Annotated in this window: 24 protein-coding genes and 1 pseudogene; 11 read left to right on the top strand and 14 right to left on the bottom strand. The window is 59.2% G+C overall.

From position 1 onward, the window contains the following. Positions 1 to 120: 120 nt before the first annotated feature. Complete coding sequence (locus RSE16_04475) at positions 121 to 2,235, bottom strand: acylase (protein ID WRH76727.1); 2,115 nt, start codon at positions 2,233 to 2,235, stop codon at positions 121 to 123. Between the two features lie 145 nt (positions 2,236 to 2,380). Between RSE16_04475 and RSE16_04470 the strand changes: the two genes are divergently transcribed. After that, positions 2,381 to 3,943 carry a leucyl aminopeptidase gene (locus RSE16_04470; protein ID WRH76726.1) on the top strand — a complete coding sequence of 521 codons (1,563 nt, stop codon included), beginning with the start codon at positions 2,381 to 2,383 and terminating at the stop codon, positions 3,941 to 3,943. 274 nt (positions 3,944 to 4,217) lie between these two features. After that, on the top strand, positions 4,218 to 6,797 hold the full coding sequence (clpB, locus tag RSE16_04465) for an ATP-dependent chaperone ClpB (GenBank protein WRH76725.1): 2,580 nt from the start codon (positions 4,218 to 4,220) through the stop codon (positions 6,795 to 6,797). Here the strand turns inward: clpB and RSE16_04460 are convergent, their stop codons facing one another. The 3 genes from RSE16_04460 to RSE16_04450 all read right to left on the bottom strand — a co-directional run bounded on the left by RSE16_04460 (position 6,798) and on the right by RSE16_04450 (position 12,515). Further along, complete coding sequence (locus RSE16_04460; GenBank protein ID WRH76724.1) at positions 6,798 to 8,336, bottom strand: putative 2OG-Fe(II) oxygenase; 1,539 nt, start codon at positions 8,334 to 8,336, stop codon at positions 6,798 to 6,800. It abuts the gene before it with no gap. Continuing rightward, positions 8,333 to 9,466, bottom strand: a complete 1,134-nt coding sequence (locus RSE16_04455; GenBank protein WRH76723.1) for an aspartyl/asparaginyl beta-hydroxylase domain-containing protein — start codon at positions 9,464 to 9,466, stop codon at positions 8,333 to 8,335. Before RSE16_04455 ends, RSE16_04460 begins: the two co-directional genes overlap by 4 nt. 85 nt (positions 9,467 to 9,551) lie before the next feature. Further along, on the bottom strand, positions 9,552 to 12,515 hold the full coding sequence (locus tag RSE16_04450; protein WRH76722.1) for a TonB-dependent receptor: 2,964 nt from the start codon (positions 12,513 to 12,515) through the stop codon (positions 9,552 to 9,554). 307 nt (positions 12,516 to 12,822) lie between these two features. Here RSE16_04450 and RSE16_04445 point away from each other — a divergent pair, with 307 nt between their 5' ends. Beyond that, positions 12,823 to 13,353, top strand: a complete 531-nt coding sequence (locus RSE16_04445; GenBank protein ID WRH76721.1) for a hypothetical protein — start codon at positions 12,823 to 12,825, stop codon at positions 13,351 to 13,353. 6 nt (positions 13,354 to 13,359) lie between these two features. On the opposite strand, the gene RSE16_04440 is transcribed toward RSE16_04445, so the two are convergent. Further along, on the bottom strand, positions 13,360 to 14,274 hold the full coding sequence (locus tag RSE16_04440) for a M23 family metallopeptidase (protein WRH76720.1): 915 nt from the start codon (positions 14,272 to 14,274) through the stop codon (positions 13,360 to 13,362). 10 nt (positions 14,275 to 14,284) lie between these two features. Further along, positions 14,285 to 14,488 carry a DUF2093 domain-containing protein gene (locus RSE16_04435; GenBank protein ID WRH77298.1) on the bottom strand — a complete coding sequence of 68 codons (204 nt, stop codon included), beginning with the start codon at positions 14,486 to 14,488 and terminating at the stop codon, positions 14,285 to 14,287. Between the two features lie 124 nt (positions 14,489 to 14,612). Between RSE16_04435 and RSE16_04430 the strand changes: the two genes are divergently transcribed. The 4 genes from RSE16_04430 to RSE16_04415 all read left to right on the top strand — a co-directional run bounded on the left by RSE16_04430 (position 14,613) and on the right by RSE16_04415 (position 17,106). After that, complete coding sequence (locus RSE16_04430) at positions 14,613 to 15,089, top strand: LuxR C-terminal-related transcriptional regulator (protein ID WRH77297.1); 477 nt, start codon at positions 14,613 to 14,615, stop codon at positions 15,087 to 15,089. A 65-nt stretch (positions 15,090 to 15,154) separates the two neighbouring features. Continuing rightward, entirely contained in the window at positions 15,155 to 15,535 is a 381-nt protein-coding gene (locus RSE16_04425; GenBank protein ID WRH76719.1) for a hypothetical protein, read from the top strand. Between the two features lie 28 nt (positions 15,536 to 15,563). Beyond that, positions 15,564 to 15,980 carry a hypothetical protein gene (locus tag RSE16_04420; GenBank protein ID WRH76718.1) on the top strand — a complete coding sequence of 139 codons (417 nt, stop codon included), beginning with the start codon at positions 15,564 to 15,566 and terminating at the stop codon, positions 15,978 to 15,980. 82 nt (positions 15,981 to 16,062) lie between these two features. Further along, entirely contained in the window at positions 16,063 to 17,106 is a 1,044-nt protein-coding gene (locus RSE16_04415; protein ID WRH76717.1) for a hypothetical protein, read from the top strand. Here RSE16_04415 and RSE16_04410 read toward each other — a convergent pair. The 7 genes and pseudogenes from RSE16_04410 to ykgO form a co-directional block, all read right to left on the bottom strand. Then, positions 17,103 to 17,882, bottom strand: a complete 780-nt coding sequence (locus RSE16_04410) for an enoyl-CoA hydratase (protein ID WRH76716.1) — start codon at positions 17,880 to 17,882, stop codon at positions 17,103 to 17,105. The two genes, RSE16_04415 and RSE16_04410, sit on opposite strands and share 4 nt — an antisense overlap. 42 nt (positions 17,883 to 17,924) lie before the next feature. Continuing rightward, positions 17,925 to 18,830, bottom strand: a complete 906-nt coding sequence (locus RSE16_04405) for an energy transducer TonB (GenBank protein WRH76715.1) — start codon at positions 18,828 to 18,830, stop codon at positions 17,925 to 17,927. A gap of 139 nt (positions 18,831 to 18,969) precedes the next feature. Then, a complete protein-coding gene (locus tag RSE16_04400; GenBank protein WRH76714.1) occupies positions 18,970 to 19,899 on the bottom strand; it encodes an electron transfer flavoprotein subunit alpha/FixB family protein in 930 nt (309 codons plus the stop codon). Beyond that, on the bottom strand, positions 19,896 to 20,642 hold the full coding sequence (locus tag RSE16_04395) for an electron transfer flavoprotein subunit beta/FixA family protein (protein ID WRH76713.1): 747 nt from the start codon (positions 20,640 to 20,642) through the stop codon (positions 19,896 to 19,898). The genes RSE16_04400 and RSE16_04395 overlap by 4 nt, the downstream gene beginning before the upstream one ends. Positions 20,643 to 20,768: 126 nt before the next feature. After that, a complete protein-coding gene (gene sucC, locus RSE16_04390) occupies positions 20,769 to 21,974 on the bottom strand; it encodes an ADP-forming succinate--CoA ligase subunit beta (GenBank protein ID WRH76712.1) in 1,206 nt (401 codons plus the stop codon). An 89-nt stretch (positions 21,975 to 22,063) separates the two neighbouring features. After that, positions 22,064 to 22,625 (bottom strand): annotated as a pseudogene (locus RSE16_04385) (HAD family phosphatase). Positions 22,626 to 22,724: 99 nt separating this feature from the next. Then, on the bottom strand, positions 22,725 to 22,850 hold the full coding sequence (ykgO, locus tag RSE16_04380) for a type B 50S ribosomal protein L36 (GenBank protein ID WRH76711.1): 126 nt from the start codon (positions 22,848 to 22,850) through the stop codon (positions 22,725 to 22,727). 120 nt (positions 22,851 to 22,970) lie between these two features. Between ykgO and RSE16_04375 the strand changes: the two genes are divergently transcribed. The 4 genes from RSE16_04375 to gpmA all read left to right on the top strand — a co-directional run bounded on the left by RSE16_04375 (position 22,971) and on the right by gpmA (position 26,222). After that, a complete protein-coding gene (locus RSE16_04375; GenBank protein ID WRH76710.1) occupies positions 22,971 to 23,552 on the top strand; it encodes a DUF4136 domain-containing protein in 582 nt (193 codons plus the stop codon). A 103-nt stretch (positions 23,553 to 23,655) separates the two neighbouring features. After that, positions 23,656 to 24,792, top strand: a complete 1,137-nt coding sequence (locus RSE16_04370) for a M14-type cytosolic carboxypeptidase (GenBank protein ID WRH76709.1) — start codon at positions 23,656 to 23,658, stop codon at positions 24,790 to 24,792. A gap of 10 nt (positions 24,793 to 24,802) precedes the next feature. Then, a complete protein-coding gene (locus RSE16_04365; GenBank protein ID WRH76708.1) occupies positions 24,803 to 25,258 on the top strand; it encodes a GNAT family N-acetyltransferase in 456 nt (151 codons plus the stop codon). Positions 25,259 to 25,535: 277 nt separating this feature from the next. Beyond that, complete coding sequence (gene gpmA / locus RSE16_04360) at positions 25,536 to 26,222, top strand: 2,3-diphosphoglycerate-dependent phosphoglycerate mutase (protein ID WRH76707.1); 687 nt, start codon at positions 25,536 to 25,538, stop codon at positions 26,220 to 26,222. Positions 26,223 to 26,252: 30 nt separating this feature from the next. On the opposite strand, the gene RSE16_04355 is transcribed toward gpmA, so the two are convergent. Continuing rightward, a complete protein-coding gene (locus RSE16_04355) occupies positions 26,253 to 26,846 on the bottom strand; it encodes a GGDEF domain-containing protein (protein ID WRH76706.1) in 594 nt (197 codons plus the stop codon). Between the last annotated feature and the right edge of the window lie 87 nt (positions 26,847 to 26,933).

Here is a 26,933-nt window from a genome sequence, read left to right as displayed (position 1 = left end):
GCTTCCGTTTTCAGGCGAATGCGAATGGATATAGTTGCGAATGCGGCGATTCCAATGCGGGTAAATCCCTTTTCGACCAATGGGCGAACAACACCGATAATCGTTTTCACATGATCGGTTTCACGGACGGTAGCGCCGCTTTGCATTTTTCAGCGCGTCGGCCCATTCGAAATGCACCGGCTTGTACTTGCCAGCAACAAACAGCTTCATCTGGTCGGTATAATGGGGCGATTCCGGGCGGCTGGTAGCCGCGCCATAGGGCTGGATCGATTCCGACACGACCTTACCCGCCTTGTCCCAGCGGACCAGCATGACGAAGCTATCGCCATGGCGCACACGCATCTTGCCATCAGGTTGGTCTGCATCCCACATCGTGGTCGCGCGCAGCGTATCATTGCCGCCCATTATCGGCAGATCCACCTTGCCGCGCCGCAACCGCTGGATATCTCCCAATGCCGGATCAATGCGCCCGTAACGTTGGTTGAATTCATCAACCACCTGCTGCAGCGTTTCACGCGGATCGGGAAGCGGTTCACCCCGCCAGTTCAATCGGGCAGCCTGGCGGATCAGCCGTTCAGCGATCGCATCGGCCCGACCCTTACCGTCGCTCGACCAATCCCAGCCGGCGAGCAGTTTCTGCGCCTCGGCGAGTTTCGGATCATCCTTGACGTCTGCCGCCAGCAGGCTGTCCATCCAGCCCTTGACCCAACTCGATTTAGCATAGCGCGTGTCCATCTTGATCGCGACCAACTCCTCAGGCGTGATCGAGCGGTCGGCCATCATCAGCGCTGTGCCCTGGATACCGCGATTGGTCATCCCCAATTCGATGCCTAGATAGGGCGATTGCTTCGCGGGATCGAGTTCGGAACCAGGCCCCGCGGCGAGATAAGGGGTGTTGTTCGCATTTTGCACAAAGCCCGATGCCGGCGCGACAATCTTCGGATAGCGCTCGAAGGGCACAGGGCCTTTCCAGACTGGCGCCGAAGTATCGCCGGGCAGTATCTTCGTATAGTCAAAGCCCGGTTTCCGGTCCGGGAACAGCGCATTGTAGACATAGGCAATGCGGCCTGTCTTGTCGGCATAGATGAAATTGGTGCCGGTAATGCCGCCAATGGACATAGACCGGGTCCATTCTTCCCAATTGGTCGCCTTGGTATTGCGATAATATTGTTCGACCGCCTTCACATTGTCGATACCGGCATAGCGGATTGCAAAGCTTCCCTTTGCGTTACGGATAACCGGGCCATGGACCGACCTGTAAAGGGTCTGCGGTACCGGAATGGTGAACCAGCCGAACTTTACCGGCAGCCAGACCCTTTCGGCCTGCAGTGGCAACCATTTGCCATCATAGCGGTATTTGTCGCCTGCATCGTTGAGCACGAGTTTGAAAATATCAACCAGATCAGGGCGGTTCACCGTGTTGGTCCAGCCAAGGTGCCGGTTATGGCCGAGCAGCACAAAGGGCGAGCCAGGGAACAACGCGCCAGCCATGTCGAGCCCCTCACCCGAATGCATCACCGCCTCATACCAGGCGACTTGCCCCTCCAGCGGCTGGTGCGAGTTGGAAATAAGCCAGGTCTTGCCATCAGCCATGCGACTGGGCGCGACCGCCCAAGCGTTCGAGCCGTTCATTTCCGGATCGCGACCGATCGGCGTCATTGCAGCCGCACTCTCCTTTGGCGGATCCTCGCCTTCGGTGAGTTTGCCGATATAATTGTCGAGCCCATAGAAAAAGGGTGCGCGCAGCACAAAGCCCGCGACGATATCCTTGCCGTTGACCGGGAAAAGTTTTGACAGCCGCACCTCTTCGGGATGCTTGGCGGCATAATGATTCAGACCGGCGGCATAAGCGTCAAGAACCGCGCGGACATCGGCAGGGATTTCGGCGTAGCGGCGCTCGACCGTGTCGCGCACGCCGAGCAGATGATAGACATAATCGACCTTCGCACCATCCTGGCCGGCAAGCGCACCATAGCGGCCACGCGTCATCGCAACGACCTCCTCAATGGTTACAAAATCATCCTCGCTATGGGCATAGGCAAGGCCATAAGCGGCATCGGCATCGGTTTTGCCATTAATGTGCGGAACGCCAAAGGCATCGCGTGCAATTTCTACGTCATAGCTGCGCTGGGCGGGCGGTGCAGTTTGTTCGGCTGCCAGTGGTTCCCAGAACATTGCCGTTGCAGCCGCCGTCGCGATCACAGTCGCGCCGCCCAAAAGCCATTTACGCTTCATTTCCATCTCCCCCATTACCGCTCTTGCTGACTGAGACCTCGAAGGCAGCAAACATGCCTGTCCTGCAAATGTGATCTTGTATCAAGTGCGGCTTCGCTTACATGTCGCGGAATAACCGAGTTTCAGGGAAAGGATAGCTTGTAAAATGCGTCGTCACATTATCGCGCTTGCGCTGGCCTCAGTTGCCATTCCGGCAGCCGCGCAATCGACCATCGGATCGGGGATCGAACCTTCAACCGTGGCCAATAGTCAGACCCGTCCGGTCGAATTTGCTGCCAAGCCCGGCGATGGCGGCGTTCTCGCTATCATCATGGGCAGCGCCGAACTGCCCGACACCGGCCTTGATGCCGCTAGTGCGGCCTCGGTGAAGGCGGCAGTGGCTGCAGCCAAGTTCGAGGGCAAGGCCGGCAACCATCTGTCACTGCGCGGCATCGGCAATTATGCGCGCATTTACCTGATGGGCACAGCAGGTGACGGCGATGCAGCAAAGCGGATGCGCGAAGCCGGCGGCAAGGCAGCGCAAGATCTGAAAGACGAAGCGCACACAATTTCGATCTCAGGTGGCCTTTCGTCTTCCGATGCAGCCGCAGTCGCACTGGGCTATAATCTGGGTCAATATCGCTTCGACCGTTACAAGACGGTCGGCAAAACCCCCCTGCCCACGCAGAAGGTCACCGTCGTAACCGCCGATCCGCGCGCGGCCGATAGTGAATGGCAGAACCGCGGTCGTGCACTTGTCGACGGCGTAACACTGTCACGTGATCTGGCGGCAGAGCCTGCCAATGTCCTCTATCCCGAAACATTTGTCACACGTGTTCGCGATGCCTTTACCGGCGTTGCCAATGTGAAGATCGAAGTGCTCGACGAGGCTGCAATGCGACGTCTCGGCATGGGCAGCATCGCTGGCGTCGGTCAGGGTTCGCGTCGCCCACCTCGCATGCTTCTTGTCGAATATAATGGCGGCGAAGGTGCACCCCTCGCGCTGGTCGGCAAAGGCATCACCTTCGATTCGGGCGGCACTTCATTAAAGCCGGGAGCAGGCATGTGGGAAATGAAGGCCGACATGTCCGGCGCCGCTTCGGTGATGGGTACGGCACTCTCGCTCGCCAAGTCAAAGGCCCCGGTTAACGTGGTCGCGGTTGCGGCACTGGCTGAAAACATGCCCGGCGGCAACGCCCAGCGGCCCGGCGATGTCGTTCGTACGATGAGCGGCAAGACGATCGAAATCCTCAACACCGATGCCGAAGGCAGGCTCGTGCTTGCCGACGCCAATGAATATGTCATTAGCACCCGCAAGCCTGCCGGCTTGGTCAATATTGCCACGCTGACCGGATCCATCGTCGCTGCTTTGAACGACGAATATGCCGGCCTTTTCGCGCGCGATGACAGCCTTGCCAGTGCAATTGCCACGGCGGGGAAGAACACTGGTGAGGAAGTGTGGCGGATGCCGCTGCACAAAAACTATGGTGACGACATGAAATCCGACATTGCCGACATCAAGAATGTCGTCGAAGGCGGCGGACCGGGCGCAGGCCTTGGCGCGCACTTTGTCGGCTTTTTTGTCGACCCGGCAACCCCCTGGGCGCATCTCGACATTGCCGGCGTCAACTGGGCCGATCGCAGCGACGCCTTGACCCCGAAGGGGGCCTCGGGCTGGGGCGTTCGCATCTTGGATGAACTAGCTCGCAACTGGAAGCCGGCGAAGTAACGCTTTTCCCCCTCCCGCCAGCGGGAGGGGACCTTCCTATCTCCCGATCATTGCTCACAGATCGCTGACGGGATTGGTCTTATCGACCGGCGTGTCGAAGCAGCCGCGACGATATTCAATCGGCAAAGACATCTGAATAAACTGAAGTTCCAATCCCGCAAATGCCGGATTTGGACAACCCACCCCCTTGTGTGACATAAATGCAACATTACATCTGCGCAGGAGGCTTCCTAAATTGTTTTTGGGGAAGCGATGACATGAGGGACTGGCAGATATGAATCTCGAAAAATTTACTGATCGGGCAAAGGGCTTTCTGCAATCGGCGCAGACAGTTGCGATCCGGATGAGCCACCAACGGATCGGACCCGAGCATCTGCTGAAGGCGCTGCTTGAAGATGAGCAGGGCATGGCATCCGGGCTGATCCGCGCGGCGGGCGGCGACGCCGCAACGGCGCTGCGGGAAACCGATGCGGCACTGGCCAAGGTGCCTGCTGTCACCGGTGGCGGCGCACAGCAACCCCCGGGCCTCGATAATGATGCGGTACGCGTACTCGATCAGGCCGAACAGGTCGCGCAAAAGGCTGGCGACAGCTTTGTCACCGTTGAGCGCATGCTCCTCGCGCTGGTGCTAGCGACCTCGACCAGTGCGGGCAAGGCACTCGCCGCAGCGGGCGTTCGCGCCGAAGGTTTGAATGCCGCGATCAATGCACTGCGCGGCGGCCGCACCGCAGATACGTCAGGCGCAGAGGATCGCTATGACGCGCTGAAGAAATTCGCGCGCGACCTGACCGAGGTGGCACGCGCGGGCAAGCTCGACCCGGTGATCGGCCGTGACGAGGAAATCCGCCGTACTGTCCAGATCCTTGCCCGCCGTACCAAGAATAACCCCGTGCTGATCGGCGAACCCGGTGTCGGAAAAACCGCAATCGCCGAGGGCCTCGCACTGCGCATCGCCAATGGCGACGTTCCCGATTCCTTGAAGGACCGCAAGCTGATGGCGCTCGATATGGGCAGCCTGATTGCCGGCGCCAAATATCGCGGCGAGTTTGAAGAACGGCTGAAAGGTGTTTTGGACGAGGTCAAACAGGCCGAAGGCGATATCATCCTGTTCATCGACGAGATGCACACGCTTGTCGGTGCCGGCAAGGGCGAGGGCGCGATGGACGCGTCGAACCTGCTAAAGCCGGCATTGGCGCGCGGTGAACTGCATTGCATTGGTGCCACCACGCTCGACGAATATCAGAAGCATGTGGAGAAAGACCCCGCACTGCAACGGCGCTTCCAGCCGGTTTTTGTCGGGGAACCGACGGTCGAGGACACCATTTCAATCCTGCGCGGTCTGAAGGAAAAATATGAACTGCACCATGGCGTACGGATCACCGACGGCGCGCTGGTGAGCGCAGCGACGCTTTCGCACCGCTATATCTCCGACCGTTTCCTGCCCGACAAAGCGATAGACCTGATGGACGAGGCCGCGTCGCGGCTGCGCATGGAAGTTGAATCCAAGCCCGAAGAAATCGAAAATCTCGACCGGCGGATCATCCAGCTGAAGATCGAGCGAGAGGCGCTGCAGAAAGAAACCGACGCCGCATCGAAGGACCGTCTGGCGACGCTCGAAGAAGATCTTGCTGTGCTGCAGCAGCAATCGGCCGACCTAACCAGCCGCTGGATGGCCGAAAAAGAGAAGATTTCGGCCGAGGCGCAAATCAAGGAACAACTCGATGCGGCCCGTATCGAGTTGGAACAGGCGCAACGCAGTGGCGATCTCGCCAAGGCGGGCGAGCTGCAATATGGCACGATCCCGGGCTTTGAACGGCAGCTTGCTGATGCCGTTGCAGTTGCCGGCAATGCCATGCTGCGCGAGGAAGTAACCGCTGAGGATATCGCCTCCGTGGTCAGCCGCTGGACCGGTATCCCAGTCGACAAGATGATGGCGGGCGAGCGCGAAAAACTGCTCAAGATGGAAGAATGGCTCGGCGCACGGGTGATCGGACAGCAGGATGCGGTCGGGGCCGTGGCAAAAGCTGTTCGCCGTTCGCGCGCGGGCCTGCAGGATCCGAACCGGCCGCTGGGCAGCTTCCTTTTCCTTGGCCCGACGGGTGTCGGCAAGACCGAGCTGACCAAGGCGCTCGCCGAATTCATGTTCGACGATGATAATGCGATGGTGCGCATCGACATGAGCGAATTCATGGAAAAGCACAGCGTCTCTCGGCTGATCGGCGCGCCTCCGGGCTATGTCGGCTATGACGAGGGCGGGGTGCTGACCGAAGCTGTGCGCCGTCGGCCCTATCAGGTGATATTGTTCGACGAGGTTGAAAAGGCGCATAGCGACGTTTTCAACGTGCTGCTGCAGGTGCTTGACGATGGTCGGCTGACCGATGGTCAGGGCCGTGTGGTCGATTTCTCGAACACGCTAATCATCCTGACCTCGAACCTGGGCAGCCAATATCTGGCCGCCTTGGGCGATGACGAAGATGTCGAAAAAGCCGAGCCGCAGGTGATGGAAGTCGTTCGCGCGCATTTCCGCCCCGAATTCCTGAACCGTCTAGACGAGATCATCCTGTTCCACCGTCTGGCGGCCCAACATATGGCCCCCATTGTCGACATCCAGCTCGGCCGGGTCAGCAAACTGCTGAAAGATCGCAAGATCGTCATCGAACTGACCGAAGCTGCGCGCAATTGGCTAGGCCGGGTCGGCTATGATCCGGTCTATGGCGCGCGGCCATTGAAACGGGCCATCCAGCGTCATGTACAGGATCCGCTGGCCGACCTGATCCTGCGCGGCGACGTGCCCGATGGATCAATGGTTCACATCGACGAAGGCGACGGCGCGTTGAAGTTTGCGGTCAGCTGATCAGCGCGATGGGGTGCGGATGTCGAAAGCGATGGTGAGCCGCTCGCCATCGTCAAACGGCACCGTCCCGTGCCACATTGTTGAAGGGAACAGTGCGAGCCGTCCGGGCTTGGGTTCGATCCGCAGATAAGGCGCAAGATCGAGACGCAGGTCGGGCGGCGGCGCACCCAGCTCGAGCCAACCGGCAGGCGCAGCCCCCAGATCGTCGGGCAGCGCGACATAGAGCGCCGAACTGATCCAGCCGACCGGGTGGGTATGGACGACATGGAAGCCCTGCGCGCCCAGCCGGACCGACCAGGCGCCTTCGAAATGCACCGCCCCTCTTAATGTACCAAGAAGGGGGTGGCCTTCGACATGCGCCGGCAAGACATCAACATAAGCGCGCACTGCATCGACAATATGCGCACGGATCGCCAGCAGTTGCGGCTCGGTGCGCAGAAAAAGATGCCCCTGCGTCTGCGTGCCGCCGCGCAGCGATTGTTCGGGCGGTGCGTGAGTCGAAAGGTGCAGGCGGCGCAGCAATGTCGCCAGTTGGTCAAGTTCGGTGTGCGATAGCGGCAGGTCGAAATGGCGAACGAACGGCGGATCGCCGTCGAGCCAAGCCGCGCGTGGATCCCCCAGCAGTCGCCAAATCGTACCCATATAGGGCCATGCCGCCCGCGCGGCCGGTCCGCCCAACAAGCCATGCGCCCGCTTTTCGGCACGATCCACCCGCCCCGTACGCAGACAGTGGCGAATTTCAGAGAGCGCGACGCCCGGATCGGCAAGGTCGGCAAGCCGGCTGAACAGTGCCTCCGCGCGATCATCGGCGCCGCTTTCGGTGGCGATATGCGCCTCTGCCGCATCCCATTCGATGCGATCGCCCAACCGGGCTCGGGCGCTGGCAAGGATCGCCTGCGCCCGCGACCAATCCTCGACCTGCGACACGGCACGGTAGAGTGCAAGGTACAGAGCAGGATCATCGGGAAAGCGGGTCAGCGCGGTTTCCAGCTCGCCGGCATAATCAGGGTCACCCGAAATCCAGCGGTTGCTTGCCAGCCATTCATGCCCACGCAGCCAGCCCGGATTTTGCCGAATGAGGTCGGTCACAAGCGCGACGCCATCTCCGCTGCGACCTTCCTGTACCAATGCCGCTGCGGTCGATAAGGCAAGCTCCCCATCCTGCGGAGCGATCCGCCGCACGGCAATGAACTGATCGGCAGAAGCCTCTCCGCTTTCAAACGCGACCTGTGCCTTGCCAAGTGCGATGCGCGGATCTTGCGGGGCAAGCTGCGCAGCCCGCGCGAATGCATTGGCTGCCGTCTCCATTGCCTGCTCGTCGCGCGCGGCGAGGCCAATCAACTGCCAGATTTTGGCAACATTGGGCGCCTTGGCAACAAGCGGCTCCAGCAGCGCAAGGGCCAGGTCAGCGCGATGGGCAGCATTGGCATCGATGGCAAAATCGGTTGCAGCGTCCACATCCGCGCCGGTTAGCGCAGGCATCGCCGTCAATTGCTGTCGCAACTGATCGAATCGGCGCTCCAGCGGCGTGTCAGTCATAGTCCGTGCAACTGTCCGCCAGCTTCGATCGCCGCCTTGATCCCCGCTTTTTCGGCCGGGTCGAGCGCTGGGTGCCAGATATCAAAGATCATCACGACGCGCAGTTCCGCCGAAGGGTTCATCGCTTCATGATCAACAGTATCGTCAAACACCCATGCCTTGCCGCGCTGCCACAAACGCGTTTCATCGCCGACACGGAACCAGCATCCCTCCGGCACGATCAGCGGCAAATGACAGACCAGACGGCTGTTAGTGATCCCCGTATGGGGCGGGATATGCGCGCTAGGAGCGAGCAGGGAAAACATCGCATTCGGCCCGGCACCTGTAACATGTGGCTGCGGCATCCGCGCCAACAATGCCATCAGTTCCGGACAATGGCGTGCATTGGCATCTATCCGACGGCCATTTTGCAGCAGGTGGATCGCTGTCCAGTCGCGGTTGTTGTTAAGCGCTGCCCATTGGTCGAGGGGAACGCCGGCAGGATAGTTTATGTAGGGAACGAGTTGCGCCGCCTCTGCACTGATGGCGGCTTCAAATTCGGCGGAAATCCTGTCGGTCGCGGCCTCCAGTTCAGCCATCCAGCTGAACAGGGCATCGTCATAATAGCCGGCATTGCCCAGACCGGGATAGCAATAATGGGTCGGGCCTTCCCGCTCGAACGGTTCGATATGCAGCGCGGATCCAATGAACCGATCCAACTTGTCCGTCATCGGCGTTGTTGCCGACACCTTGGCGGCCAGATCGTCATATTGACGCTGCTGCCAGGCGCGATAGCGGGCACGCGCAATGTCGATTACCGGTTCCATCTGTGGCGCATAGGCATCGGGCAATTGCGCGAGCGCGCGGCCATAGGCCATGCCCGCTTCATCTTTACTGCCCAGATTGTGAAGCTGCATCGCGCGCATCAGCAAGGCGGTGGAGTCGAGCGGCTGCACGGCAAGCGCGCCATTGGCGGCACGCAGGGCGGCGGCCGCATCGCCCATGGCATTGGCCATCGCCGCCAGCTTCATCCATGCAGCAAAGCGTTTCGGATCAAGCTGAACCACTTCTGCAAGGCACCTGCGCGCGCCCGCAAAATCGCGGTTCATAGCCAGTGTGTCTGCCTGTTGTTCCAGCTCTCCCGCGGTCATGAAAATACACTAACATAGTGTAAGCAAAAGAAAAGCGGCGGAGCTTTCGCCCCGCCGCCTTCATTTGGTTCAGTCTGTCTGCGACTTAGAAGTCGGCGGTCAGACCCACGAACAGATAGCGACCAAGATGATCGTACGAGCCCGGGAAGGTGTTGCCGTTGCCGAAGCCGCCCAGCGAGGACTGGCTGATCAGCGGCGGATCGTTGTCGAGGATGTTGTTCACACCCAGACGGAAACCGATCGTGTCCTTCAGCGGAACCGAGAAGAGCAGGTCGAAATAGTTTTCGGCTGCCAGAGCATCGTCGGTTGCCGGACCCGAACCCGGAGCGTTCAGATCGGGATCGGCGCTGGTGTAGTCAGCCTTCACCTTGCCAACATAGCGCCATGTCAGCGTAGCTGCGAAATCGTTCGCAGTGCTGAAACGGACCTTGGCTGCATGCTTCCAGGTCGGCTGCGGGTTACCGCAGGTCAGGCCGTAGAAGCCAGCGCAATCATAGGTGAAACCACCAGTGATCGGCTGCGAGACAAAGCTGTCCACATAGTTGCCGACCAGCGACACGCGAACATTGTTGGTACCCAGTTCGAAGCGTGCATCGGCATTGATGTCGATACCCGAGGTGGCAACCGAACCGGTGTTGGTGGTGCGGTCGTCAACAAAGCCCGATTCATCAAGCCAGAGCGAGCCAGCGGCACCTGCCACAGTCGAACGATTGATCTTCGAGCAGAAGAACGGATCGGCGGTTGCGATACACTGGTTCAGGATCACCTGCGCACCGATGGTACCGACAGCATTCTTCACCTTGATGTCGTAATAGTCGACAGAAAGCGAGATGTTGCGGGTAGGCGTCAGTACGAAGCCTGCAGTCCACGAGTCAGCCTTTTCAGGGCTGAGGCCGAGGTTACCACCAAAGAAGCCGTTATACTGCTGAGCCGAGTTCGACAGGATCGTGCCGTACTGCGCAGAAGATACACCGGTCAGCGCGCACTGGGCGCGAGTCGCGGTCGGCGTGGCGCCGGCGCACGGATCGGTACCTGCGAACAGACCAACCGACGAGTTCGAGAAGAGCTCACCGATGTTCGGCGAACGAACAGCGCGGTTGACCGAGCCACGGAGCTTGAGCAGCTCAATGGGGCTCCAGTTGGCAGCGATCTTCCAGGTGTTTTCGCTGTTCGAACCAGCGCCACCACGGACCGAGTAGCTCGAATTACGGAAACCGAGTTCGAGGCTGAGGTCCTGGAAGAAGCTCTTGTCCTGCACCAGCGGAACAACGACTTCACCGAAAAGGTCACGGACCGAATAGGCACCGTCGATCGGAAGGGTCGGGCCGCCCTGGCCAGCACCGTCACCATTGATGTAGGCGAGGTCAGGCTGGGTAGCGAGTTCTTCCTTGCGCCATTCGAAACCGAACGCCGAAGCAACGGTATCAGCCGCCCAAGGCAGAGTGAAGCCAAGGTCACCGAACACGGTACCGTTGACGATCGTTTCCTTGGTCGTGCCGGTCAGTACCAGCGGAATGCCGATATAGTCGGCAGCACCTTGGGTAACGCCACCAACGCTGAACACATTGTAAGGAACGCAAGCCGCGTTGCCGCTGAGGCAGACGGGGTTGGCCAGCGTGCCGCCAACGCGCAGAGCGTCGTTGATACGTGCGCTCGAAACGTCGTTACGATAGGTGTTAGCAGCCTTAATCTGACCGAACTGGCCATAAAGGTCGTACGACCAGTTGTCGGTGATCTCACCCTTGATACCGGTGATGACGCGGAACTGGTTGAAACCGATATCGTTAAAGCGGTTGCCGCCTTCAACGTTACGCTTACCGATCAAAGCAGTCGCCGTCGTACCAGCAACACCCAGATTGGTACCGCAGATCGCGCGGCCGATGGTCGGGTTGCCCGCCGTCAGGAAGGGGTTGTCGCAGTTCACGGTACGCGGACCGAAGAAGGCGCCCGAAGGAGCGATCTGAGCTTCGGTGGAGTAGTCCATGAACATCACGTCGAGATACGGATTGAAATTCTCGCTGATTTCATAATCCGCAAACACGCCCGCTGTGTAGCGGGTCGAAGGACGACGGAAGTAGTTTGCCGGAGCGAAGTTGAACTGGTCGCTCGAAACAAACGGACGCGCGCCCGTCGAAGTGATGGTGTAGCTGCTGGCAGTCGGAAGGCCGGCAAGAGCAGCATTGGCAGCCGAGATGCCGCCGATGCGGGTCACGGCCGGAGTGCCCGAACCGCCGCAGAAGAAGTCGGCAACGCCGCCGGTGTTCTGGCCGCTCGGGTTCAGAGTGCAGATCGAGTAGTCATATTTGTCCTGCGTGATCGCAGTTTCATGACGCAGACCGGCATAAGCAACGATGTTGCCGCGATCGTCAGCAAGCGAAGAGCCGATTGCGATCGAGACGTCATAGGCGCCGCCATTGATCGTCGAACCTTCAGGCGCCGAGAAGCGGCTGTTCACGATGCTGCGGACTTCGTTGTTATTGTTGTGCTGGTACATGCTGTACTGGCCATCAACACGAACGCCCTGGAATTCGCGGTTCATCTTGAAGTTGACGACACCGGCAACAGCGTCCGCACCATAGGTCGACGAAGCGCCACCGGTGAGGATTTCAACGCTGGAGATCAGCGCCGAAGGGATGAAGTTCAAGTCGGCAGCAGCGCCACCGCCAATGCCACCCGGCATCAGGCGACGGCCGTCAACGAGAACCAGCGTACGGCTGGTACCCAGGCCGCGGAGCGAAACGGTAGCAGTACCGTCTGCGCCGTTCGAAACGCCCGAGTTCTGAGTTGCAAGAACCTGCGGCAGCGAGTTCAGAAGGTCTTCGACCTTGGTCGCGCCCTGGCCCTTAAAGTCTTCGCCGCCAACGACGGTAACCGGCGCAGCCGATTCTTCGTTGGGACGCTTGACGAGCGAACCGGTGACAACGATCGGTGCGCTGTCGGCTTCTTCGCCAGCATTATCCTGAGCGAAAGACGGCGTCGAGATGAGCGCCAGACCGAGCGCAACCGGCGCGGCAGTATATTTGAATTTGCTTAGACGTGCGATTTTCACGTTTCCAGCCCCTATCAAAAAGAGGCGATCCCCAAGCCCAAAGGGCCGAGTTGCGCCTGTGTTTCCCTCTCTGCACCAGCCTTTTGCGCCCCCACTTAAGGGGTGCGAAGCAGGCACGACGGTTCAGATTGGCACGGTGACTGACCGATTTTGCCGCGATGAGCAAAGCATTTGCGCCGTTCGCGCGCCGTTTTTTCCACAATGTCACCATTTTGCAACAGTGGTAAATTTGACCAAATGGCACAACTGGCGTTACCAGCACTGCAATCGGCAACCCCGGCATTATCGCCGGGCAGGAGGACAGACCATGTCAAAATCTTTGCGCATGTTGGGCGCGATTTCAGTCGCAACATTGATTGGATCGGCGCTGGTTGCGGCTGATCCGAAGGGTCCCGAAATGGTTCGGCCAAAGGCGTTTGACGATGTCGTTGCGTGCAAATCGATCGCCGAACCTTTGGCACGCCTTGCCTGTTACGACGAAAAGGTTGCCGCGCTGGATGAGGCCGCAAAGAAAGAAGACATCATCCTGACCGACAAGGCGGCAGTGAAAGAGGCAAAGCGCGGTCTGTTCGGCTTTGATGTGCCGAAGATCCGAATTTTCGGCAATGGCGAGGATGTTGAGGAAATCGAGGCCAAGGTCAAGTCGATCAGCTTTACGCGCGCGGGCATGATCTTGATGATGCTCGAAGATGGCGCACGCTGGCAGCAGGTCGATACAAAGGTTCTCAATCGCGAACCGCGCATAGGCTCGGTCGCGCGCATCCGCAAAGCGACGATGGGAAGCTATCTGGTCAGTTTTGACGGCGGGCCGGCAATACGGATGAAGCGGCTGAACTGAAGCGCATCAGGGCTGCGAAAGCAGCAGCAGCGGATCGACACGCGCGGCGTTCCACTTCATGCCCCAATGAAGGTGCGGCCCGCTTGCCCGGCCGGTTGCGCCGATCTTTCCGATCACCTGGCCCTGGCGGACCAAATCACCAACTTCGACCAACAACTCTGAACAGTGCAAAAACGCACTGCTCAACCCCATGCCATGGTCGATCATCAGCAAATGCCCTTCCAGCGTGAAGGGCGTTGCCGCCGCCAGCGTCACGACGCCATCAGCAGGGGCAACAAAGGGCGTGCCGGCGGGACGCGCAATATCAAGACCGCTATGATAACTGCCCGGCGTGCCATTATAGACGCGCTGCGAGCCGAACTTGCCCGAAATCCGTCCCTCGACCGGCCAGATGAAATCCTGTCGCCAGCCGTCACTTTCGATCCGGCGCGCGCGCGCGGCGTTGATCTGCGCCAGTTCGGCGCCGCGCCGCGCCTGAAATTCCGCACTTGTGCGCGCACCGCCCAGCGGATTTGCGGCAACATGCTGGATGTCCCATGTACCAGGTGACACCGGCACATATTGTTCGATGCTACGGCCATCAGCGAGGGTGGCTGCAAGGCTTGCGCTGTTTTCAGCATCACGATCAAAACCCAGCAGGAAAAAGCCGTCGGACGTGAGGGGCAAGGGTGCGCCATTGAACGTCACCGACACCGCGCCTTCGGGCGCGCGGGCGATCATCACCACGCCTTGCGCCGCTGGCCGTGCCAGCCAGAATTGCATCCTTGCTTGCGGTGAATGCTGCCTCAGCGGAACTGCATCTGTCTGCTTGCTCTGAACAGGGGCTTGGGTGCCGCCTGTCGGAACCGGTGCCGGATTTGCCGTGCAACTTGCGCCTGCAGCTAGTAGCAGGCCGAAAAGCGACGGGCGGTTCAGCAGCATGGCCCGGCCATCACCTTTTCGTCAGCGCGGCCCGGGTGGAGATTTCGGCACTGGCATAAGGCTCCTGCCGCACCACACTCCAGTAACGCAATTCATCAAGGGGAATTTGTTCACCCGAAACTGCGCAGACGACATGGTCGCCGCTCGACAACATGCGAAAGCCATTGGCCATATAATGCAGCTTGGCTGCCTTGCCTCGGTTCATCATCAACATGGCATCATTATGGGCGCAAAAGGGACAAACGGCAATGGTTGCAATCGGGGCAACCATATCCGGGCGGATTCGCCTAAACATATTTCTGTAGTGATAAACTAATGTTTTGCGCTATTTTAGTGTTGTGGGCAAATCGCAGGGCCAGGGCATTGACACACTGAACGCCGTGCAAGTTGAAACTTTGCGGCATGTTTTGGCGCATCGAAATTCCAAGGAAATCGGCCGGATCATGGGCGTGTCGCCGCACACGGTCGATGCGCGCATAAAGGCGTCAATCCGTGCGCTTGGAGTGAATTCACGGCAGGAAGCCGCACGAGTAATCGCCGCAGCCGGGATCGAGGCGGAATACCAGCCATTGATATACCAATCCCCGGAACTGGCAGCGGCATCCAGGTCGGCGCAGAGTGGCCTTGTCTCCGATGAAACCGGGGCTTCAGGGTTTTTTCACCTTGGCGCACCTTTTCCGACGAGCGAACGGCCATACAACATGCATGGCCTGAGGGAGCGGATCTTGTGGCCGATACTGATAGCCTTAGGAACGATCATGGCATTTGCCGCCCTCTATTCCGTCCTGCTCGGTCTGGGAGCGATGCTTTCCTGACAGAGCGATTACCAACTGCGCTTCGCGATGGACGCGAAGATCGCCCATGACAGGAATAACCGCTGATGCTTAAAGAACGAGTTGCCGCTGCAAAGCGCATCACTACCGACCTTCATGATGCCGAAAAGGCGATCGACGAAGCGATCATCAAAATTGCGAAGCTTGCCGTCACCCTGCCCACCGCGCGGTTCGACACCAACATGTCGGCCATTGTCGGCCAGGATGCGGTCGGGAAAGTGACCCAAGCGGTCGCCGCTGCCGGGACAGTTCGCCAAATGCTGGCAGAGGCGCATGTCGCGCTCAGCGAGACGCAGAAACAGGTCGGGCTGGGTGCCCGCATGTTTGGCGCAGGCATGAACAAACCGCCAAAAGGCAGCCTTGTTGCGCCACTACCCACCAACCAGAATGCCGAAGCCGATGTTGAGCCCATTTCAATGGTCGGCTGATTAAGGACCGTCTGCTGTACAGCGCCCCATGGATCACAAAATTGCCTATTATATCATTCTGGCGATTACCGTCGCAGCCGCATTCTGGCGGGGCCGCGATATTGAGAAATGGGGCGCAGTCACAGCATTGGCCGGGTCAATCGGATCAACCTTGGTGGCACTCAACCAGAGCTGGGCCTATCTTGCCGTCGAACTGTTTCTCATCGATTGCGCGGTACTTGCCAGTTTCTGGTGGTTGTCGCTGACCAGCGACCGTTTCTGGCCCTATTGGGTGACGGGCTGGCAATTGGTGGCGGTGCTGACACATCTGCAGCGCGCATTGTTTATCGACATATTGCCAGAACCTTATGCGCTGCTGAGCATGTATCTGGCCTATCCGATGCTGGCATTGATCCTGCTGGCCTCAATCGCAGGGAGTGGCCAGTCGCGCACTGCGCATAGCTGATTTCAAAAGCGACAGGGGAATGGAATGACGTTGGTTTCCAAACCAATGGCAGGCGCGCTGCGTCCTGCCAAAAGGGCGGGCTGTGCCTGATATTCGCGGGCGCGCCCTCTATTACCCGTTGATTCTGATCGCGGGCTGGGTTGTCGGACGCGCGGCGATCCTGGGCAACAGCCACAGTGAAGAACCGACACGCGCACCGACTGCACTCTTGGCGGAAGGGGGAGCGGTCATACCCGCTTTGCGCACGGCTGGATCCATTGGCGCATGGCCAATCAACCGAACCGCGCCCGCTCGGCATTCCAGGATGCATCGCCCGCTACCTACAAATCCGACCTCACCGACTTCGGCTCGGCCAATCCCGCTGGCCATGGGCTCCATATCGCCGATATTCCTACCGGAGCAGCGGACTGCTGGTCGGCATGATGCGCCACAGCCGCTCGCCTTTCCTCCGCCGATCAGCATTAACGGATCGCCCGCACCCGCGACTGGACGGCGGTTCAACGGATATGGCTATAGCTTCTGGCGCCTCAGATCTGCGCGAAGCGGGATTGCTCCAGCGGGCCAATATGGCGGAAGCCAATCCGGCGTGCAGGCGATCTACGATCTTGGCGGTAACGTGAACGAGGGCATGGCGCTTCAAGGAAGAGCCGCCTTCGCGCCGCGCGGCAAGGAAGCCGAAGTCGCCCTCGGCCTGCGCTGGCAACGACCGACACGCTTGCCGCTCAGCCTGACCGCCGAACGGCGCATCGACCCTGCGGGGCCAGACCGATGGGCGGCCTATGCCGCGGGAGGTTTTGATCCCCAACCGCTGCCGCTGGATTTCACGATAGACGGCTATGCCCAGGCCGGATGGGTTGGGGGGCGTGACGCGACTGCCTTTTTTGATGCGCAAAGCCGCCTCAGTCGCCCGCTCGCCCGCATCGGATCGGCGACGCTGCGCGCGGGCATCGGCGCTTGGGCCGCCGGGCAGGATGGCGCACAGCGTCTCGATATCGGCCCCAGCATCGCTGCTGAAATCCCCGCAGGCTCTATGACCTTCGACCTACGGCTGGATTGGCGCGAAAAGATCGCCGGATCGGCACTTCCGGGCAGCGGCCCGGCCTTCACCATAGCAACGGGATTCTAACCCTGCCCGCGCCCGCGTTCGATCACGGCAAGGCGACGGGCTTCGACTTCTTCAGCGCTGACGCGAGCGTTGGCTGCGCTGGAATAGGCATGTTCATGCGCCATCGCATCGCCAAAGGACATCCCATAGCCTTCATCGATCAGCTTTTTATATGTGGCGACCATCCCGGAATCGACCGATGCGATATCACGCGCCAGTCCCTTGGCATGCGTCATCAGCTCGTCAGCCGGGACGACGGAATTGACCAGACCCCAGGCGCAGGCGGTATCGGCATCAAGGAAGTTGCCGCTAAACGACAATTGCTTGGCCCGCGAAATGCCGATCATCCGCGATAATTTTTGCGAAAGGCCCCAGCCCGGCAATATGCCCACCCGCGCATGGGTGTCGGCAAAGCGGGCATTGGTTGATGCGATCAATATGTCGCAGGCAATCGCGACTTCAAAACCGCCAGTGATCGCAACGCCGTTGATTGCGCCGATTACGGGCTTACGGCATTGCTCAATTGCCTTCACCGGATTTTCTTCGGCACTCGTCGCATTGGCAGCGCCCAGATTGCTGGTATCCGTCCCCAATTCCTTGAGGTCGAGGCCCGCCGTAAATGCCCGTTCGCCCGCGCCGGTCAGGATCACGCAACGCACGGCATCATCGGCATCCACTGCACGCATCGCAGCGGCAAGTTCGGCGCGCAAGGCCCGGGACAAAGCGTTCATCGCCTCGGGCCGGTTCAAGGTAACAATGGCAATGCCATCTTCGATCTGAGTGGTAACGAGTGTCATACTTCCCGGTTAGCCAGAGCGCTCCCCACAGGCAAGCGGCGCTTATCGTGGCAACTGAAACCTGACCCTGCTGCGCCACCAGGATGCGATGGGCTGGCCTTCGGCATCAAGCGCCGGCAGGAAGGCCGCGCGGCGCATCAATGACTGGCAAACCGCGTCGTCAAATGCCTTGGGCCGCGTCGTTGCCTGAATATAGCATTGGGTCGGCTTGCCATCCGCACCGACGCTCAGCCGGAAATCGACAAATGCAGGTTGCCCCGCCATCAACATTTCAGTCGGATAGTCCGACGAGACCACCCACTTTCCAGGATTATCGACAGGCGTTGCCTTACGCGTCAGAGTTTTGTGCTTTTCGATATCAACCCCCCACCGGGTGACGAGATCGTCGACACATTTATCAAGCGCAGCAAAGGCGGATTTGAGCGGGCCTGTTTCCAGCTGCACCGGGCGGCGCAACGGCCAGCCTAATTCCATATAGCGGACGGCAGAATAGCGTTCGGGCGCAATCGGTGCGAGATCGATCCACGGATCGCCTCGCTTTTTCGCCCTGATCGCGGCCACCTCCGACGCGCTCGGGCCAGCGATGCGAATATCCCCGCCAAAGACAAGCGCACTCGACCCGCCAAGATTGCCATTGAGAAAGAATAGCTGCTGCTGCGCTTCGCCAGGACCGAAGCGCACCGCGATATCGGCCTGCTGCACATCGGTTTTGACGGGATCGCCCGCAATCACCATCCGGAAGCTCTCGCCCGGGCCATATTTGTCGAAAAAGACAGTCGCTTTTGTGGTGCCATCACCAAATTCGCGCGCCAGACGGCAGCGCTCCTCGGCATAATCAACATGCCATTTCGATACCGGAACCAGTTTCAACGGCTCGCGGGCCGCCAGCACCAGCGAAGGTGAAAGCGCCAAGGTCAGGGCAATGGCCCATCCGAAACGGCGGTGCATCGAAATTTCTCCCCCGAATGAACTACAATGCAGATTAACGGCAACTCTCGCCCAAGGACAACTGACTTTAGGCAAACAAGCATCCAACAAAAAAGGCGGCACAAGGGCCGCCTTTCCTGTCGTTACAAGGGCTGTCGCCTCAAAGCTTGCCGGTCAGTTCCGGCACGACATTGAAGAGATCGCCGACGAGACCGATATCTGCAACCTGGAAGATCGGTGCGTCTTCATCCTTGTTGATCGCGATGATGGTCTTTGAGTCCTTCATCCCCGCAAGGTGTTGGATCGCGCCGGAGATGCCGACCGCAATATAAACTTCGGGGGCGACGATCTTGCCAGTCTGGCCGACCTGATAGTCGTTGGGCACATAGCCTGCATCAACCGCAGCGCGCGAGGCGCCAACAGCCGCGCCCAGCTTGTCCGCCAGCGGGAAGATGGTGGCTTCGAACGTCGGGCCGTCCTTCAGCGCACGGCCACCCGAGACGATGATCTTGGCACTGGTCAGCTCGGGGCGTTCCAGCTTGACGATTTCCGCACCGACAAAGCTCGAGGTACCAGCATCGCCAGGGCCCGACACAGCTTCAACAGCCGCGCTGCCACCGGTTGCTTCCGCCTTGGCAAAGGCGGTACCGCGAACGGTGATCACGTTCTTCGCATCCGAAGACTGCACGGTCGCAATCGCGTTACCGGCATAGATCGGGCGGGTGAAGGTATCAGCGCTTTCAATGCTGAGGATATCGCTGATCTGCATCACATCCAACTGGGCTGCAACGCGCGGCGCGATATTCTTGCCATGCGCCGTCGCCGGGAACAGAACCGCATCATGATGACCCATCAGATCAGCCACCAGCGGTGCAACATTTTCCGCAAGCTGGTTGGCATAAGCCGCGTCATCGGCAACATGCACCTTGGTGACACCGGCAACCTTGGCCGCTGCCTCGGCAACCGCGCCGCAACCATGACCGGCAACAAGTGCATGCACTTCGCCAAGCTGCGCAGCAGCAGTCACGACAGCAAGCGTCGCATCCTTCATCGAGGCATTGTCATGTTCGACATAAACGAGCGTCTTCATTCTGCGACTCCCATTTCCTTGAGCTTGGCAACAAGCGCATCAACATCGGCAACCTTGATACCAGCGCTGCGCACCGGCGGTTCGGACACCTTCAACGTCTTCAAACGCGGGCTGACATCCACGCCATAATCGGCAGGCGTCTTTTGCGCGAGCGGCTTTGACTTTGCCTTCATGATGTTCGGCAAGCTCGCATAGCGCGGCTCATTCAAACGAAGATCGGTGGTAACAATCGCCGGCGCCTTCAGGCTCACCGTTTCAAGACCACCATCAACTTCACGCGTCACCTTGACGCTGTCACCGGCAACTTCAACCGCGCTGGCAAATGTGCCCTGCGGACGGCCGGTCAGCGCAGCCAGCATCTGGCCGGTCTGGTTGCTGTCATCATCAATCGCCTGCTTGCCAAGGATCACAAGACCCGGAGCCTCTTCCTCGACAATCTTGGCAAGGATCTTGGCAACGCCCAAAGGCTCAACATCTTCGGCAACCACCAGAATCGCACGATCCGCACCCATAGCAAGCGCAGTACGCAGCGTTTCCTGCGCCTTGTCCGGACCCACCGAAACCGCAACAATCTCCGTCGCTGAACCCTTCTCCTTCAATCGGATCGCCTCTTCCACAGCAATCTCGTCAAAGGGGTTCATCGACATCTTCACATTCGACAAATCAACACCGCTGCCATCCGGCTTCACGCGAGGCTTCACATTATAGTCGATCACCCGCTTCACGGGGACGAGAATCTTCATGGGGTCTCTCCCTTTCCTAACCGACTTAAAACTGGGGCAGGATAGCCCCCAAAAACGGACGCACTATGAATGACGTTTACGTTAACGTCAAGCGCAGACCCTCTCTCGCTGAGAGAGGGCATTTACTCAAGCCGCGCGCACTTCCGCGACGATCTTCTTCGCTGCATCGCCAAGGTCGTTGGCGGCTACAATGGGAAGGCCGCTGTTCGCGAGAATATCCTTGCCCTGCTGGACATTGGTACCTTCGAGGCGGACGACGAGCGGAACCGAGAGATTCACTTCCTTTGCCGCAGCAACGATGCCCTCGGCGATGATGTCGCACTTCATGATGCCGCCAAAGATATTGACGAGAATGCCCTTCACCGCGGGATCTTTGAGGATGATCTTGAACGCAGCGGTTACCTTTTCCTTGTTGGCGCCGCCGCCTACGTCGAGGAAGTTCGCCGGGAATTCGCCGTTCAACTTGATGATGTCCATCGTGGCCATCGCAAGACCGGCACCATTGACCATGCAGCCAATATTGCCGTCCAGCTTGATATAAGCGAGGTCATATTCGCTGGCCTCAACCTCTGCCGGGTCTTCTTCGGTCAGGTCGCGCAGTTCGGCGAGATCCTTGTGGCGGAACATTGCATTGCCATCGAAGCCGACCTTTGCGTCGAGCACCAGCAGTTCGTCACCATTGGTGCCTTCGCAAACTGCGAGCGGGTTGATTTCGATCTGTTCGGCATCGCAGCCCAGGAATGCAGCATAAAGGCCAGCAACAACCTTTGACGCCTGCTTCGCAAGATCACCGGTCAGGCCCAGCGCATGGGCAACACTGCGGCCATGGTGCGGCATAAGACCGGTTGCAGGGTCGATAGTGATGGTGTGGATTTTTTCGGGCGTGTTGTGCGCGACTTCTTCGATGTCCATCCCGCCTTCGGTCGAAGCCACCAGAGCGATTCGACTGGTCGCACGATCGACGAGCAAAGCGAGGTAGAATTCCTTCTTAATGTCTGCCCCATCGGTGATGTAAAGGCGATTGACCTGCTTGCCGTCAGGACCGGTCTGAATCGTGACGAGCGTATTGCCGAGCATTTCCTTGGCATGGGCTTCGACTTCATCGATGCTCTTGGCCAGACGGACACCGCCCTTGGCATCGGGACCGAGTTCCTTGAACTTGCCCTTGCCGCGGCCACCAGCATGGATCTGCGATTTCACCACATAAAGCGGCCCGGGAAGCTGCTTTGCAGCCGCAACGGCTTCCTCAACAGAAAGTGCGGCAATGCCCTTGGGCACCGCTACGCCAAATTTCGCGAGCAATTCCTTGGCCTGATATTCGTGGATATTCATGGAAAAAGCGTCCTTCCAGATGGCAGAGTCGAAAGGGCCTTAAGCACAGCTTGGCACGCAATGGAAGTAGTTGGGGCCCGCTTTTTTCGCTAGAGCAGCCCCAACTTTGCCAACTCGGCCTGCAATGTCGGCGCATCGACAAAATGATGACCCTGAAAGCCGTTTTCCCGTGCGGCGACAATGTTGGGCAAGTTGTCGTCAATGAACAACCCCTCGCCCGGAGCCAGACCAAAACGGGCAAGCGCAAGCCGGTAAATCGCAGGATCGGGCTTCAGCAACTTTTCATCGCCCGACACGACGATATCGCGGAAATGATCGAACAGCGGATAGCGCGGGCGGAATTGCAACCAAAATTCACTACCGAAATTGGTGATCGCATAGAGCGGCACAGCGCGCGCTGCCAACTCCTCGACAATCTCGAACGATCCCGGCACTGGGCCAGGAATCGTCTCATTGAACCGGATCCTTCAGTTCAGGCAGCATTTCGGCAAGCGGCCGGCCGGCATCATGCTGGAAATGCCATTCAGGGGTGACAACATGGGTCACGAACCATTCGAGCTCTTCCGGATCGTCGATCAATTTTACGAACAGATGGCGCAGATCCCACTGCACCAGCACCCTGCCCACATCAAAAACCACTGCGCGAATCATCTCATCCTCCCCAGCAGCCCCAGCTCTGAACGCAAAAAACCGCCCGCGGAAAGACCGGGGCGGTTACTGCTGGCGCCCATGCGCCACACCAAAAAGCAATTAGCCCTGGCGCGCCTTGAAACGGCGATTGGTTTTGTTGATTACATAAGTGCGGCCACGACGGCGAATCACGCGGTTGTCGCGGTGGCGGCCCTTCAGGGACTTCAGGGAGTTGACGATCTTCATCGGACTTTTCCGTTTGTTTCTGTGGGCCGTTGGCCGGATTTGAAGGCGCGCATCTATGGGTGAGTCGGTGCAAAGTCAAGCGGCATTGCGGCTTTTGCCCGATGGGTTTAAGATTACTGCATGGATGTTTTCCGCCGCTTCGCGCTGCTCGCCCTGCCGCTTTCGCTTTCAGCGTGCATGATCCCGACCGGTCCGGTCGAGGTGACCCGGTTCAATCGCGCGGCAGAGGGCGTCGTTTACGGCCAGGGCAGCTTCAACGTCCGCTCCTTGGGCGATAACCTGTCCCTTTCGCCTTATATCGCCGCGGTCCAGCGAGAAATGACGCGAGTCGGTTATAATCAAGCGTTGGCTGAGGGCGATGTCCGCGCAGATGTTTCAGTCAGTCGTAACGAATTTCGCGGGGACAATCGCGGGCCCGTCTCGGTGGGCGTTGGGGGATCGACCGGCAGCTATGGGTCCGGCGTCGGCGTGGGTGTGGGTGTGAACCTCAATTCACTCGGCGATCAACGCGGCATCGTCACAACTTTAAGCGTCCGTATCATCCGTCGCAGCGACAATCTGGTGATCTGGGAGGGCACCGCCAGCCAGCGAGGCGCCGCAAATTCGCCCGCTGCCCAACCCGGAATCGCGGCCTCGAAGCTGGCCGGCGCATTGTTCAAGGATTTTCCGGGCGCCAATGGCGAGGCCGTGACGATCCCCTGATTGGACGTCCATTTGCGTCAGGCGCAGGCGATAGGTTGTGGCGGCACCCCGCGCAATTCGACTTGGCTCGACACGAACGGAACTAGGCGTTAACCCGCCGTCTATGAGCATCCACAGCATCAACGCCGCCTTCGACAGCGGAAACATCGACGTCGTATCGATCACCGACAACACCGCCACGCTGACAATTCGCAAGGACCGCGAATCGGAATTCTTCCAATGGTTCCACTTCCGCGTCGTCGCAGAGGCTGGCGAAGAATTTGTGCTACGCATCACCGACCTTGAAAAAAGCGCCTATCCCGGGGGCTGGCCCGATTATCGCGCCTGCGTTTCCGAAGACCGCGATTATTGGGGCCGCGCCGAGACCAGCTATAACAAGGCCGAAGATGGCGGCACGCTGACCATCCGATACACCAGTGTTTCGGGCATCGCCTGGTTTGCCTATTTCGCGCCTTATTCGATCGAACGCCACCACGACCTGGTGTCCGAAACCGCATCTTGCGAGGGCGTCGATTATCGCTGCCTTGGCACCAGCATCGAAGGCCAGCCGATCGACTGTCTTTCGATGGGCACCGGCGAGGTGCAGGTCTGGCTCTATGCACGCCAGCATCCGGGCGAAAGCATGGCCGAATGGTGGATGGAGGGCGCATTGGACATGCTGACCGATCCCACCGATCCGCACACCCGCCACTTGCTGGAAAAATGCCGTATCCATGTCGTGCCCAATTGCAATCCGGACGGGTCCTGCCGCGGCCATTTGCGCACCAACTATGCCGGCGTGAACCTCAACCGCGAATGGGCAGAACCCAGCGCCGAACGCAGCCCCGAAGTGCTCGCCATCCGCAATGCGATGGACGAGACGGGCGTGCACTGGGCAATGGACGTGCATGGTGATGAAGCCATCCCCGCCGCATTCATGGCGGGTTTTGAAGGCATCCCCAGTTGGACCGACGGTCAGGGCGCGCGCTACACCCGCTTCATCACCCGCCTTGCCGAACGCACCCCCGATTTCCAGACGAAGCTGGGCTATGGGATCGCCGCACCGGGCAAGGCAAACCTCACCATGTCAACCAACCAGCTCGCCGAGCGATTCGGACCTTCGCATAGCTGCGTTTCAATGACGCTCGAAATGCCGTTCAAAGATACGATCGACGGCAATGATGCCGAACAGGGCTGGTCGCCCGAACGGAGCAAGCTGCTTGCACGTGAATGCCTCGCAACCCTAGCGGAGATGGTTTGAGCACCGGGCGATGCACATCATCGAGGACGATCTGAGCGGAAAAGAAATTCGCGCTCTTCTTGAAACCCACTTTGCCGGGATGCTTGCCAATTCGCCGAAGGACAGCTGCCATTTCCTCGATTTTGAAGGTCTGAAAGCGCCGGGCGTGACTTTCTGGTCGATCTGGGACAAGGGCGAGCTGATGGGCTGCGGCGCGTTGAAGCAGCATGATGCCGATCTGGGCGAGGTCAAATCGATGCGCACCCACGCCGATCATTTGCGCAAGGGGGCGGGTGCCGCAATGCTGGTCCATATCATTGCGTCCGCGCGCGAACGCGGGCTTAAGCAGCTGAGCCTCGAAACCGGATCCAGCACCGCCTTTGATGCCGCCCATGCGCTCTATCTGCACCACGGCTTCACATATTGCCCAGCCTTTGCCAACTATAAGGACGACCCCTTCAGCCGCTTCATGACGCTGAAGTTGTAGCAGAGGAGTGGCGCCTAGCGGAGCGGCCGCGCCATTTATTTCAAACAAAGACCCGAAGAAAAACAAGAAAATAAGGGCACATGCCCTTCACCAGAGCATGGCATTGCATCGCCAATCATGAGCCGAAAAATAGAGACTCGGCCTCTTTTGTCTTGTTTTGCTTTTTGCCTTTGTATGAAACCAATTGCACGTCGTTTGCATTCTAGCACAACCCCAATTGTACAGCCCCACTCTCCCCGCTACAGGCGCAGGCAAAGCAAAACTGCAAGGACCGAAAATGCCCCAACTCATCCTGATCCGCCACGGCCAGTCGCAATGGAATCTCGAAAACCGCTTCACCGGTTGGTGGGATGTTGACGTGACTGAAAAGGGCGCGGCCGAAGCATGGGCAGCGGGCGAATTGATGAAGGCCAAGGGGATCGCGCCTGACACCTGCTTCACCAGCGTACAGACGCGCGCGATCAAGACACTCAATCTCGCGCTGGAGGCGATGGGCCGCCTGTGGCTGCCAGTGACCAAGGACTGGCATCTGAACGAGCGCCATTATGGTGGCCTCACCGGGCTCGACAAGGCGGAGACAGCGGCGAAGCATGGCGATGAGCAGGTGCATATCTGGCGCCGCAGTTTCGACATTCCGCCACCGCCGCTAGAGGCGGGATCAGCCTATGACCTTTCAGGCGACCCGCGCTATGCCGGGATCGCCATCCCCAATACCGAAAGCCTGAAGGACACCATCGCCCGCGTGCTGCCTTATTGGGAAGGCGTGATCGCGCCCGAACTCAAAGCTGGAAAGACTGTGCTGATTTCAGCACATGGCAACAGCTTGCGCGCGCTGGTCAAGCATCTGTCGGGCATTTCCGATGCGGATATCACCGGGCTTGAAATCCCGACCGGCCAGCCGATTGTCTATGAATTGGATGACGCGCTGAACGCGACCGACCGCTATTATCTGTCAGAGCGGTAATCGCTTACCCAAGCGCGGCAGAACCAGGGCCTAGCCCGCGCCTTGGGCATATTTGGCGCGCTTGTTTGCATACATTGACTGGTCGGCTTCGGCGAGCGCATCAGGCGCGCGGCTACTGCTTTGAATCAGATAATGGCCGATCGATACATTGACCTTCAGCACCGGTCCGGCAGTCTTCACCGGCAAGTCGGCAAGCAACTGCTGCATCGCGGCCGTTTTGTCCCCAAGCTTGTCGGCAGAGATGTTGTCGAGCAGGATTGCAAATTCGTCGCCGCCGACCCGTGCAACGATATCTGACTTGCGCGTGGTGGACGCCATGGCCTGTGCGACGCCGCAAATCACGGCGTCGCCTGCGGCATGGCCATGGGTATCATTGATCAGCTTCAGTTGATCAATGTCGAGGAACAAGAGCCCGTAACTTCCGCCGTAACGTTGGGCGCGCCAGCACCAGCGATCCAGTTCATTCATGAAATAGCGGCGATTGAAAAGCGGGGTCAACGTGTCCGTGGTTGCCAGCCGTTCAAGCTCGGCTACCCGTCCCCGCAACCGCCGGTTTTCGGATTCAAGATCATGTGTCGATACGCCGGACACAGCGTTTCCAAACCCATCTTCTAGCTTCAGCATGGCGGCTCCGGTTTATCAATCGCGACCCGGTTAGCCTTGGGCTCTTGTTGCATTCAATCCGATTTACCCAAAAATTGCAACAATTTA

The organism is Sphingobium sp., from assembly GCA_035196065.1.
GTDB lineage: Bacteria > Pseudomonadota > Alphaproteobacteria > Sphingomonadales > Sphingomonadaceae > Sphingorhabdus_B > Sphingorhabdus_B rara.
This window is presented reverse-complemented; position numbering and strand designations above follow the sequence as displayed.